General features: G+C 63.6%; 13 protein-coding genes. 10 read left to right on the top strand and 3 right to left on the bottom strand.

Annotated features, from left to right (window positions below; all coding sequences use genetic code 11):
- Positions 1-127: 127 nt before the first annotated feature.
- A complete protein-coding gene (locus L6637_RS06480; RefSeq protein ID WP_237858873.1) occupies positions 128-1,039 on the bottom strand; it encodes an IclR family transcriptional regulator in 912 nt (303 codons plus the stop codon).
- Between the two features lie 228 nt (positions 1,040-1,267).
- Between L6637_RS06480 and L6637_RS06475 the strand changes: the two genes are divergently transcribed.
- The 3 genes from L6637_RS06475 to L6637_RS06465 are packed head-to-tail and all read left to right on the top strand — an operon-like array spanning position 1,268 to position 4,209.
- Complete coding sequence (locus L6637_RS06475) at positions 1,268-3,067, top strand: thiamine pyrophosphate-binding protein (RefSeq protein ID WP_237858872.1); 1,800 nt, start codon at positions 1,268-1,270, stop codon at positions 3,065-3,067.
- A 42-nt stretch (positions 3,068-3,109) separates the two neighbouring features.
- Complete coding sequence (locus L6637_RS06470; RefSeq protein WP_237858870.1) at positions 3,110-3,814, top strand: SDR family oxidoreductase; 705 nt, start codon at positions 3,110-3,112, stop codon at positions 3,812-3,814.
- An 11-nt stretch (positions 3,815-3,825) separates the two neighbouring features.
- A complete protein-coding gene (locus L6637_RS06465; protein WP_237858869.1) occupies positions 3,826-4,209 on the top strand; it encodes a cupin domain-containing protein in 384 nt (127 codons plus the stop codon).
- A 204-nt stretch (positions 4,210-4,413) separates the two neighbouring features.
- Here L6637_RS06465 and L6637_RS06460 read toward each other — a convergent pair whose 3' ends face one another.
- Complete coding sequence (locus L6637_RS06460; RefSeq protein ID WP_237858868.1) at positions 4,414-5,079, bottom strand: RraA family protein; 666 nt, start codon at positions 5,077-5,079, stop codon at positions 4,414-4,416.
- Between the two features lie 21 nt (positions 5,080-5,100).
- Positions 5,101-6,309 carry an aspartate transaminase gene (locus L6637_RS06455; protein WP_237858867.1) on the bottom strand — a complete coding sequence of 403 codons (1,209 nt, stop codon included), beginning with the start codon at positions 6,307-6,309 and terminating at the stop codon, positions 5,101-5,103.
- A 142-nt stretch (positions 6,310-6,451) separates the two neighbouring features.
- Here L6637_RS06455 and nac point away from each other — a divergent pair, with 142 nt between their 5' ends.
- The 7 genes from nac to L6637_RS06420 all read left to right on the top strand — a co-directional run bounded on the left by nac (position 6,452) and on the right by L6637_RS06420 (position 12,137).
- The gene (gene nac / locus L6637_RS06450) at positions 6,452-7,390 is read left to right on the top strand and encodes a nitrogen assimilation transcriptional regulator NAC (RefSeq protein WP_237858866.1); all 939 of its coding nucleotides are present in this window, start codon (positions 6,452-6,454) and stop codon (positions 7,388-7,390) included.
- 112 nt (positions 7,391-7,502) lie between these two features.
- A complete protein-coding gene (locus L6637_RS06445; RefSeq protein ID WP_237858865.1) occupies positions 7,503-7,943 on the top strand; it encodes an acetyl-CoA carboxylase biotin carboxyl carrier protein in 441 nt (146 codons plus the stop codon).
- Positions 7,944-7,947: 4 nt separating this feature from the next.
- Positions 7,948-9,300: an acetyl-CoA carboxylase biotin carboxylase subunit gene (gene accC, locus L6637_RS06440; RefSeq protein ID WP_237858864.1), complete on the top strand. Its 1,353-nt coding sequence runs from the start codon at positions 7,948-7,950 to the stop codon at positions 9,298-9,300.
- Positions 9,297-9,956 carry a 5-oxoprolinase subunit PxpB gene (pxpB, locus tag L6637_RS06435; protein ID WP_237858862.1) on the top strand — a complete coding sequence of 220 codons (660 nt, stop codon included), beginning with the start codon at positions 9,297-9,299 and terminating at the stop codon, positions 9,954-9,956. The genes accC and pxpB overlap by 4 nt, the downstream gene beginning before the upstream one ends.
- Positions 9,953-10,939, top strand: coding sequence for a 5-oxoprolinase subunit C family protein (locus L6637_RS06430; RefSeq protein ID WP_237858860.1), 987 nt, complete (start codon positions 9,953-9,955; stop codon positions 10,937-10,939). The genes pxpB and L6637_RS06430 overlap by 4 nt, the downstream gene beginning before the upstream one ends.
- Entirely contained in the window at positions 10,936-11,352 is a 417-nt protein-coding gene (locus L6637_RS06425) for a hypothetical protein (RefSeq protein WP_237858858.1), read from the top strand. Before L6637_RS06430 ends, L6637_RS06425 begins: the two co-directional genes overlap by 4 nt.
- Positions 11,349-12,137, top strand: a complete 789-nt coding sequence (locus L6637_RS06420) for a LamB/YcsF family protein (RefSeq protein WP_237858857.1) — start codon at positions 11,349-11,351, stop codon at positions 12,135-12,137. Before L6637_RS06425 ends, L6637_RS06420 begins: the two co-directional genes overlap by 4 nt.
- Positions 12,138-12,182: the final 45 nt, after the last annotated feature.

Here is a 12,182-nt window from a genome sequence, read left to right as displayed (position 1 = left end):
GGGTGCATCGCGCGCCTCCCTTCAAAACCGGGTATCCGGTATTGTGAGAGACCTTTTTCTAATGCGGGAGGATAATCCCGAACGCCATTGCCGGTGTCAACCGGCAAAATCGCCGCTTGTGCGCGTCTCAGGCCTTTTTCGTGAACGCCTTGTGCGCTTGATCCTTGGCGCCGAATTCGGCTGAGAGGCGGTCGGCCGCGGCCTGCACGATTTGCGCGCCGGCGTGCAGCGCCTGGTTGGAGAGGCGCCAGATCGGGCCGGATATGCCGAGCGCGCCGATGACCTGCCCGGTGAAATCGGTCACGGGCACGGCGACGCAGCGCACTTCCGGGTTGAACTCGCCGTCGTCGAAGGCAACGCCGGTGCGCTGCACTTCGGCAATCTCGCGCATCAGTGCTCCGACGTCGCTGATTGATTTCGGTGTCGACGGTTTCAGTTCCACGCGATCGATAAAGCGCTTGAGCTGCTCGGGGCGGAGCGAGGCCAGAATGATCTTGCCGAGCGCGGTGCAATGGGCGGGCCGGACCACGCCGACACGATCGGCAAGCTGGAACGCGCCGGGGCCGCTGGTGCGCGCGATGACAACCACCGCATCGCCCATCCGCACGGCAAAATGCCCGCTTTCGCCGGTCTGACGTGATAGCTCCTCCAGCACGGGCATTGCGACATTGACCATCTCGATCTCGTCAAGCGCGGATGCTGCGAGCGCAAACAAGGGACGACCGATGCGGTAGCGCTTGTTGTCTTTCTCCTGGCGGAGGTAGCCGAGCGACACCAGCGTCTTGGCGAGATGAAAGGTGGTGGAGTTGTGCAGGCCGACCAGCTTGCTCAGCTCTGCAAGTCCAATTCCTTCGCGATGCCGCGCCACCTCTTCGAGGATCGAGAAGGCGCGGCCTAGCGATTGAACGCCGCCGGCACGCTGCTTGTCCTCGGCCTCGCCGTCGCCATCCGCTTTGGGGGCGGGGACCAGCTTGGCAATCGCGGCCTTGCGCGGGCTTGCGGGCTTCTCGCCGGTCGTTGGCTTGATACGCGATCTCAAGGACTGAGCTCCCTCTGGTGAGTCGTCTTGGCTCCGTTCCTGCGACAGTAGCACGCAACCGGCGCGGTCGTCGGCGCGGAGCTTCGCGCTTCCTCGATGAACAGCCTATCACAATATAAATTGACGTATAGCATTATGAGAAATAGGCTGCCCGCGGCCCCATGATGACCGGCCGCGTTCTCCGCATCGGTACACAAGAAGTCGACGGGCCGAGAGGGAGACCGGTTGATGTCGCGAAATATGCTCAATGGCGCCCAGGTCATTGTCGATTATCTGATCCAGGAGAAGGTGCCGCAGGTGTTCGGGCTGTGCGGCCACGGCAACATCCAGTTCATCGACGCGCTGTACGAGCGCTCATCCGACATCAAGACGATCTCCGTGCACCACGAGAGCGTCGCCGGCTTCATGGCCGACGTTTATTACCGCGTCTCCGGCCGGCCAACCGCGACCTTCACATCCTGCGGGCCGGGCTCGGCGAACCTACCGATTTCGCTCGCAAACGCCTTCCTCGATTCCGTGCCGTTCATGGCGATCACCGGCAACGTCCCGACCAGCCAGTTCAATCGCGGTGCGTTCCAGGAGATGTACCGGCACTACCAGGCCGACTTTCCTTCCACCGTGAAGACGATCTGCAAGAAGGTGTTCCAGCCAACCCGCGGCGAAATGGTGCCGCTGGCGGTGCGACAAGCTTGGAAGACCATGATCACAGGACGTCCGGGCCCCGTTGTGGTCGACGTGCCCTTCGACGTCTTCATGGAATCAGCAGCTGAAGAAGCGCCAAAAGCGATCGAGTGGAACGCCAACATCTCCAGCCGCTGCGGCGCCGATCCGGAAGGCGTCGAGAAGGCGGTCGATATGCTGCTGACCGCTGAGCGGCCGGTCATGCTTGTGGGGCAGGGCGTGCGCTATGGCGGCGCGGCGGGGGAGCTGCGCAGGCTGGCCGAGCGGCTCCAGATTCCCGTTGCCGCGTCCGCGAGCGGCCTCGGTGCGCTCGACGTCAATCATCCGCTCGCGCTCGGCCTCGTCGCCCGCGCCGGGCATTACCAGGCCAATCACGCGACACGGCAGGCCGACGTGCTGCTCGCACTCGGCGTCCGCTTCGACGATCGCACCTCGAGCTCGTGGATTCCCGGCTATTCCTTCACGATCCCGCCGACGCGATTGATCCACGTCGACATCGATCCCGAAGAGATCGCTCGCAATTATCCTGTCGCGCTCGGGCTCATGGCCGATGTCCGTACCTTCCTGCGGCAGGTGCATGCCGAACTCGATCGCCGCGACAATCTTTTCAAGAAGGCGGATGCGCGCAAAAAGTGGCTGGCACAGATCGACGGCTATCGCAAGGACTGGGACAAGTTCGTCGCGCCCGGGTTCTCCGACGACACCACGCCAATCAACCCGCAGCGCGCGGCGGCCGAGATTGACAAGGCGCTGCCGGAGGATGCCATCCTCGTTTCCGACATCGGGGTGCATCACAACTGGCTGCTTGGATTCTGCAAGCCGAAGCGGCCGGATTCGTTGATCGGTTCGATGGGCTTTGGCCCGATGGGCTTTGGCGTCGCCGGCGTGATGGGCGCGAAGTTCGCGGCGCCCGATCGTCCCTGCGTGTCTGTCTGCGGCGACGGCGCCTTCTTCATGCATGCCAACGTGCTGGGAACGGCGGTCGAATACAATCTGCCTGTAGTCTGGGTGGTCTGGAACAATTACGCCTATGCCTCGATCCGCGGGCTTCAGCGCGGCTATCTCGGCGGGCGCGAACTGGCAACCGACTTCAAGCATCCGGAGACTGGCGAGCGCTACAATCCGGATTTTGCCGCGATGGCACGCTCCTGCGGCGTCGAAGGCGTACGGGTTGATCGCGCTGCCGACATAGGCGAGGCCATTCGCAAGGGAATCGCCGCAAACCGGCCCTATCTGATCGATGTCGACATCGCCGCCGACGTCAATCCTGCTGGCGCCGGTGTCTGGGAATTGCCGGGCCTCGGCCAGAGCAAAGCGGGCATCGGCACGCGCTTTCAGCCGGGCTGAGCTTGGTTCGCAAAGCAATCAATAAAATATCGGGAGATGGGAATGACGCTCGCAGGCAAGAAGGTCGTCGTGATCGGCGGATCCTCAGGCATCGGCCTCGCTACGGCGGAGCTTGTAAAGAGGGAAGGCGCGGAAGTCATCGTTGCCTCGCGCAGCGCCGCGAAGCTTAATCCGGTCGCCGAGCGGCTGAGGGTGACGGCGATCCTGACCGATGTTACCAGCGATCAAAGCGTGGCCGAGCTGTTCAAGCGCACGGGCCCCGTCGATCACGTCGTGCTGACGGCCGCGCAGCTCCGTACCGGACCGTTCAAGACGGTCGCGATGGAGGATGTGCGCGCGACCATGGAAGGAAAATTCTGGGGCGCCTGGCGCGTCGCGCGCGAGGCCGAGATCCGGCCGGGTGGTTCCCTGACGCTGGTGACCGGTTTTCTGAGCGTCCGGCCGCGCCCGAACTCGGCGATCATCAGCGCGGCCAATGGCGCGCTGGAGTCGCTGGCCCGTGCCCTGGCGCTTGAGCTTGCGCCGGTGCGCGTCAACGCAGTCTCGCCGGGTGTGATCGATACCCCGATCCGGGCTGCAATGCCGGAGGCGGCCCGGAAGGAGATGCTGGCCAAGACAGCGGCCGCGCTTCCGGTTGGCCGCGTCGGAATGGCCGAGGACATTGCCCGGCAGATTGCGAGCTTCATGGCGAACGGCTTCGCAACGGGCTCGATCGTCTATATCGATGGCGGCGCGCTGGTGAATTAGGGAGAAGGAACATGGCCGAAGACAGCAGCGGCGCCTTCATCCGCAACATCGCGGAAGTGCCCTGGCGCGAGTTTCCCAATCATTTTGGCGGAGCGCTGTCGAAACCGCTGGTGATGCCGGAGACCGCGGGCTCGCGCCGCATCGATTACCGCATCTCAATGTACCAACCGATGGCCTATGTAGCGCGGCATCATCACAAGGTGCAGGAGCAGGTCTATCACGTGCTCGATGGCGAGGGACTGATGGAGATCGCCGGCAAGAATCATGTCGTGCGCAAGCACGACGTGATCTTCTTGCCGCCCGGCGTCGAGCACGCGATCTCGAATTCCGGCCTAACGGACCTGGTATTTCTGGTAGTTACCTCGCCCGTTACCGACGGTGAGGGGCCAATCTGACAACCGGGAGTGAACGCGTTTCCGGAACACGGACGGGCCCTTGCTCAACAAGGCTGCCGTCGACACAAAGCGAACCACCTTTGATGAGATCAACAAGAATCTCATCATGTCCAATGTGAGCAGATTCCAACTGGTAACGCGAAGGGGACTCAAAGCAACGGCTCGAATGGTGCCCTGCTGGGAAGGTGCAACGGCTTGTGGTGCTCAGTTCGCGCAACGTGCCTCGAGCGCATCGACGAAGGCGCGATCCCATCGGCCCTCACGGATTGCGTGGATGGTGCCGTGCTCCTTTTGCTCCTGAGCCAATGCTTTCTCGATGACCGTTGCAGCCAGGGACGGTGGGAAAGCGAGAAGGCCGTCCTGATCCCCTACGATGATGTCGCCCGCGTTCACGGGCATGCCGCCGACGGTGATCGGGACGTTGATCGCTCCGGGACCATCTTTGTAGGGACCACGATGGGTGACGCCGCGAGCGTACACGGGAAAAGTGCGCTGACGGATTTCCGCAACGTCGCGAATGGCGCCGTCGAGCACCATGCCGGCAAGCCCGAGCGAGGCCGCGCCGAGTGTCATGATGCCGCCGACCAGTGCGTTGGAGATATCACCGCCGGCATCGACAACCATCACGTCGCCGGGACGACAGAAGTCGTAGGCGCGCAGGATGGCGAGGTTGTCGCCGCCGCGCGTCTTCACCGTTACGGCAGTGCCCACCATCGGCGCCGGCGCGTGATAGGGAATCAGCCCGATGCTGCCGCAATTGCGGTGCAACTGATCGCTGAGCAGGGCGACCGGGATGGCCCGCAGTTTTGTGATTACCGCGGAATCGACTTGCGGAGCCGAGGGGTTCTTTACAATGCCGGTGTTTGACATGAAATGCTTTCGATCGGGGTGTTAGCGGAGTTCGGAAACAGCGTGAGCGATGCGGTTGGTGCCGTCGTCGAGCACATCGAGCGAGGCGGCGATCGAGATGCGGAAGTATGGCGACAACCCATAGGCGCTGCCTTGGACCACGGCAACGCCAACGCTTTCGAGCAGGTACATGGCGACGTCGCCGTCGGTTTCGAGGCGCGCACCCGCCGGAGTGCTTCGACCGATCAAGGCAGCGCAATTGACGTAGAGGTAGAACGCCCCGTCGGGCGGCAGGCAGCTCAAGCCCTCGATCTGGTTGATGCGCGTCAGCATGCGGTCACGGCGGGTACGGTACATCGCGACGCTTTCGGAAACGAAGCTCTGATCGCCGTTGAGCGCTTCGACAGCAGCGGCTTGGCTGATCGAGCAAGCGTTGCCGGCTGCCTGCGACAGCAGCGTGTTCAGCGCACCGATGAGGTCGGAGGGCCCGGCGATCCAGCCGATCCGCCAGCCGGTCATCGCGTAGGTCTTCGACACGCCGTTGACCGCAAGCACGCGGTCCGCCAGCTCGGGCGCAGCGTTCAGCAAATGCGGCGTTGCGCGACCGTCGAAGCGGATGTGTTCATAGATATCATCGGTCATGACCAGCATGTGGGGATGCCGTGCGAGGACGTCGGCCAGCTTGCGATATTCCGCCGCTGAGTAGCTTGCGCCTGTCGGATTCGACGGCGAGTTGATGATCAGCCATCGCGTCTTGTCCGTGATTGCAGCTTCGAGCTGCGCCGGCGAGATCTTGAAGCCTTGACTTTCCGGGCACGCGACAATCTTTGGAACGCCGTCGCAGGCGATCACCATATCGGGGTACGACACCCAGTAGGGTGCCGGGATGATCACTTCGTCGCCGGCCTCGATCGTCGCCTCCAGCGCGCTGTAGATGCCGCTCTTGCAACCGTTGGTGACGATGATGTCGGAAGGTGAGTAGACGAGATTGTTCTCGCGCTTCAGTTTCGCGGCGATCGCCTGGCGCAAATCGACGGAACCGGCCAGCATCGTGTATCGGGTTGCGCCCTTGTCCATTGCCTTTGAGGCCGCGGCGCGAATGTTCGCAGGCGTATCGAAATCCGGCTCGCCAACGACGAGGCTGACGATGTTCTTGCCTTCCCGTTTCAGCGCCGTTGCCCGATCGGCTGCCGCCGAGCTCGGCGAAGGCTTGATGCGCCTCACGCGCGCGGAAATGCGAGGATGGTTCATAGAGATTGACCCTAGCTAAGCGAGGTGCGACGCTAGAGGCAGAGCCGGGCGCTGGCCAACACGAGTTCAATCTGGCCTGATAGGCATATCTTATGGATACTCTTCTCCCGGTCCGGAGCAGAAGGTAGTCTGAGGAGACGACATGAATCTCAGGCGACTGCAGTATTTCGTGAAAATCGTCGACGTCGGGAGTCTGACGCAAGCCGCCGATGTTCTGCATGTGGCGCAGCCGGCGCTCAGTCAGCAACTCGCGACTTTGGAAGGCGAGGTGCGTCAGCAGCTTCTGGTGCGCACCAAGAGCGGCGTCGTGCCGACCGAGGCCGGCAAGGTGCTATATCGCCACGCCCAGCTCATCCTCCGGCAATGCGACCAGGCGCTCGCCGACATGAATGCGGCCGCGAAGAACATCTCCGGCGCTGTGGCCGTGGGACTCGCGCCAGGGACTGCCGCGGCAGGACTGGCCCTGCCGCTGCTGCGCGCGGTGCGGGCGCGGCACCCCGGCATTCTGCTCTATTTGAACGAGACCTATGGCACTACGCTTTCCGAGCTCGTCATGAATGGCCGCATGGACCTGGCCGTTCTTTACGGCGGCAAGACCGCCGTCCACGGCCTCGCATTCCAGCCGCTGCTGCGAGAGCCGCTTTACCTCGTCGGCCGCAGCAGCATGATAGCGCCGCCGGCCGAAGTGCCGCTCGCGATGCTTGTGGACACCGACCTTTACCTCGCGCGTCCCTACAATGTCGTCCGCAAGATGGTGAACGACGCTTTCGCGGCTATCGGCAAGGTGCCGAAGGTTGTGGCGGAAATCGAATCCGCCAGCACACTGACCGCTGTGATTTCCGACGGGCTTGGCGCCACCATCCTGCCCGAATCGATGGCTCGGCAGGTCGCTTCGTCCTGCGATGCCTGGCAATCCTGCATCATCGATCCGGTGATCGAGGCGCCGCTGGCGCTGTGCCAGTCCGATCATTTGCCGCTCTCCGAACCGGCCCAGGCGATCAAGGAAATCCTGCTGGAGCTTGTTGCCGGTCTGCCGGGAAACCTCATTGCGCGTGAAGAGCGCTCTCAAAAGGCGTCATAGCGCTCCCTTATAGGGGCAAAGCCAATCCGTCTTGGTCGGCAGGAATCGATAGCGCTAGCGTCGAGGTCGGCGTTGCATGTGCAAGGCCACGATCCCGTATGGGTGGCGGAACATGGATGTGGACCGGATCAAGTCCCTGATCGATGCGATGACTGCGTCTGATCTGAACGAGATGGAATTCAGCGAAGGCGGCTGGTCGCTCAGGCTGGTCCGTCGGGCGCCGCCGAACGATATGGTTCGTGCACCGGTCAACACCGCCCCATCCACACACGCCAGACAGCGGCCAACTCGCACCGAGCCCGATGCAGTGCCGAACAGAGAGGCGAACGTCGCAGCGCCCCTGTTCGGAATTGTCCATCTGCAGCCGGCGCCGGATGCGCGGGTCTTCGTTTCGGTAGGTCAGGTTGTGACGGCAGGAACACCGCTCTGTATCATCGAGGCGATGAAGATGTTTCACGAGGTTCGGGCCGAACAAGACGGCACGGTGTCGGCGATCCTGGTCGCATCCGGTGAGGAAGTCCAGGCCGGACAAGAACTGATGCGGTTCGCGTGACCCCATGTTCAAATCGGTTCTCATAGCCAACCGGGGAGAGATCGCCCTGCGCATCCAGCGGGCGTGCCGGCGTCTCGGGCTGCGAACAATCGTGGTCCATTCCGAGCCCGATCGGGAGGCGCTGTATGTGCGTCATGCCGACCAGGCGCTATGTATCGGGCCCGCCGCGACAGCTCAGAGCTACCTGAACCAGAAGGCGATCTTGTTTGCGGCCGAGGTCAGCGGCGCCGAGGCGGTCCATCCCGGCTACGGATTTCTGTCCGAAAATGCCGGCTTTGCCGAGCAAGTTGAGGCTGCTGGCCTAACATTCATCGGTCCGACCGCCGCGAGCATGCGCGTGATGGGTGACAAGATCGCGGCCAAGCGCGCCATGAGAGCGGCGGGCGTTCCGTGCGTCCCCGGTCCCGATGCAGCCCTGACTGAGGATCTCGATGCCGTGCGCGCGGCGGCGCGTGAGATCGGGTATCCCGTGATCCTGAAGGCCGCGGGCGGCGGGGGCGGTCGCGGCATGCGGGTGGTGGAGAGTGAGGGCGGCTTGCGTGACGCGCTGCTCCTGACCCGGGAAGAAGCGCGGCGGGCGTTCGGCAACAGCGAAATCTATGTCGAGAAATTCCTGGGTCGCCCGCGCCATGTCGAGATCCAGGTGATCGCAGATACGCATGGTGACGCGGTCTGGCTCGGCAGCCGCGATTGCTCGCTGCAGCGGCGACATCAGAAGGTGATCGAGGAGGCGCCAGCGCCGCTAATCGGGGATGCGCGAGTCCGTGAAATCGGCGAGCGCTGCGCGGAGGCTTGTCGCCAGATCGGCTATCGCGGCGTCGGCACGTTCGAATTTCTGGTCGAAGATGACGCGTTCTATTTCATCGAGATGAATACGCGCCTCCAGGTAGAGCATCCTGTTACCGAGATGACCACCGGGATCGATCTTGTCGAGGCTCAGATCCGTGTGGCGCAGGGTGGAAGGTTGCCGTTCAGGCAGGATGACATCGCCTGTCACGGTCATGCCTTCGAGTGCCGTATCAATGCCGAAGACCCGGACAACTTCGTGCCTTCACCCGGCGTGATTGACACCTGGCAGATGCCAGGCGGGCCTGGCGTGCGCATCGACAGTCACGCAAGTGCCGGTTACCGCGTTTCGTCGTATTACGACTCACTACTCGGCAAGCTTATCGTCCACGGCGCGACGCGCGACGTGGCGTTGGCGCGGTTGCAGGTGGCGCTCGACGAGGCTCGGATCGAGGGGATTGCAACGAACCTGCCGCTGCACCGGCGCCTGGTCGCCGATCCCGAATTCATCCGCGGTGGGGTTAGTATCCACCATCTCGAGACGAAACTTCGCCGGAGTGGGCAGCCATGACGGCGGATCGTCCTCGCACGAGCCTGCTCGGGACGACGGCGCTGCTGTTCGAGGCGCCCGGCGAGACCACGCTTGAAACGCAGCGGCGGATCTGGGCCGTGGCCCACGAGGCTGCCGGATTTCCCGGCGTGCGCGAGGCTGTGCCAGGCATGAACAACCTCATGCTGGTCTTTGTCGAGCCGCCACGGCGGCCGGAGGAAATCGAACAAAGACTTCTCGAACTCTGGAACGTCGTCGCGCCACTTCCGATCGCCGGGCGCTGCATCGATCTCCCCGTTGCCTATGGTGGCGAAGCCGGACCGCATATGGCCGATGTTATCGAGCACACCGGCATGAGCGTCGATGAGATCGTCGAACGCCACAGCGCGCCAACCTACATCGTGTTCGCGCTCGGAAGTCACCCCGGCTACTGCTACCTCGGCGGCATGGACGCGCGCATCGCGACGCCGCGTCGCAAGGTACCGGTGCTGAAGATTCCGCGTGGAGCCGTGTCGATCGGCGGTAGTCAGACCGGCGTGTCCGCTTCCGACGGACCCAGCGGATGGAACACGATCGGCAGCACACAGATCGCATTCTTCGATGTAAATCGCAGCCCGCCCGCGCTGCTTCAGCCAGGCGATAGCATCCGCTTCAAGGTTGCCCGGGTGCTGCGATGATCAAGATTTTGTCAGTAGGCGCGCTTGCGACGGTCCAGGATCTCGGTCGTACCGGTGGGCTCAGTCTCGGCGTCGGGACATCGGGCGCCATGGATCCGCTCGCGCTTGCCGCAGGCAACATCCTGCTGCGTAACCAGGAGAACACCGCGGCTGTTGAGGTCCCGGTTTTTCCCTTCAAGGTTCGTTTCGAGCGCTCGACTGTTTTTGCCGTCACAGGCGCCGATTGTGCAGGACGGCTTGATGAGGCGCCGGTGTTGCCGTGGTGGGCGCATCGCGCCGAAGCGGGACAGGTGCTGTCGCTTTCGCATCCTAAGCAGACGACATGGCGGGCGACCCGCGCCTATTTGTGCATCGCCGATGGCGTTGACGTGCCGGCCGTGCTCGGTTCGCGCAGCACGCAGTTGAGAGGCTCGTTTGGTGGCTACGAGGGGCGGCCCCTCCGCGATGGCGACGAACTGCCGACCGGCCGTTCGAATGGCCGAGCCGTGCCCGGCTTCGGTCTGGTTCCGCCCGGGCTGGCGCTCCCGCTCGAGGCTGACGGCGTCCCCGCCGTTCGCGTGTTACCGGCCGCCGAGTACGACTGCTTCACCAATTCATCGCAGGATGCATTGTGGTCGACGGGCTGGAAGATCACCGCGCAGAGCGACCGCTATGGCTACAGGCTCTCCGGTCGTGAGCTCAACCCACTGCGTCCGCTGGAATTGCGCTCGCATGGCATCGTGCCTGGCGTCATTCAGGTGCCCCATGGTGGCCAGCCCATCATCCAGATGCGCGATGCACAGCCCTCCGGCGGTTATCCCAAAATCGGCACGGTGATCGAGGCAGATCTCTGGCGTCTCGGCCAGGCCCCCATCGGGAGCAACGTTCGCTTCATCCGCTGTAGCTGGGATGAAGCGCTGGGCGCCTCGGCGGATATTCGCCGCTGGCTCGCAAACAGCCGCCGTCTCGTCGAGCTTCACTGCGGCGAGAGGGGAGGCCGATGAGCAATCCTCTCGATCACGTCGACCAGTTGGGCGCCTGGCTCAAGGACGCCAATCTCGCGCTGCTTGAGCTGCGCGGTCCGAGCGCGACGTTGCGCCTGGTGAACGATGGCGCATCGGTACGCGTTGTCGAAGGCGAGGAATCGCCGTCCGTCGACGCGCCGTCGATGACCGTCCGCGCTCCATCGCCGGGCATCTTTCTCGATCGTCACCCGCTTCACGAACGCGCAATCGCTTTGGTCGCCGATGTCCGGGCTGGCGATCCTCTCGGCTTCCTGCAAATCGGGCCTCTACTTTTAGCCGTGCCCGCGCCCCGGGCAGGAACGCTGACAGATGTGTTAGTCGCGCACGGCACGATCGTTGGCTACGGCACGCCGCTGTTCGTACTACAGCCTATCGAAGGTGAGGCATCATGAAGATCGATCTCAACGCCGATATGGGCGAAGGTTTTGGTTCGTGGCCGATGGGCAACGACGAGGCGCTGCTCGACCTTGTATCTTCGGCCAACGTCGCGTGCGGCTTTCATGCCGGCGATCCGCTGATCATGCAGCGCACGGCGGAGCGCGCCAAGGCGCGCGGCGTCGACCTTGGGGCTCATGTCGGCTTTCCGGACCGTCAGGGATTTGGCCGGCGCGTGATGCAGATCGACACCACCGAGCTCGTCGCAATGGTCACCTACCAGCTCGGCGCGCTCGATGGCATCGCGCGGGCCGTCGGGCATCGCGTCACGCATATGAGCTTTCACGGAGCGCTGGGCAACATGGCCGCTGCCGACACCGATCTTGCCCGGCCATTGGTTCGCGCGGTCGCCGCGTTCGATCCCAATCTCCTGATCGTTTCCTCGAACAGCCGCGCGATCGAGGGTGCGGCGGCGCAGTGCGGTATCAGGGTCGCCACGACGTTCCTGGCTGACCGGGCCTATGACGACGAGGGCCTGCTGGTGTCTCGGGCAAAGCCTGGTGCGGTCATTCACGATGCCGGGGCGGTCGCCGAGCGCGTCGAGCGTCTGCTCCGTGACGGAGTGGTCATTGCCGCCAGCGGAAAGGCGCTCGCGATGCCGGTCAAATCGATCCTGCTACATGGGGATACCCAGGGCGCTGTCGAACTGGCCCGGGGGATTCGGGCCTCGATCGAGGCCACCGGCGGGGAGATTGTGCCGGTTTCCCGGCTCGTGGCGGGCTCCGGCGGAGCGGGTGGGTGATCATAAGGGGACCTTATCCCACCACAGTTAATCCGTCTTGGCGGG

This window comes from Bradyrhizobium zhengyangense, from assembly GCF_022012435.1.
Lineage (GTDB): Bacteria > Pseudomonadota > Alphaproteobacteria > Rhizobiales > Xanthobacteraceae > Bradyrhizobium > Bradyrhizobium zhengyangense.
Note: the sequence above shows the minus strand (reverse complement) of the source record. Positions and strands in the feature narration are given on the sequence as shown.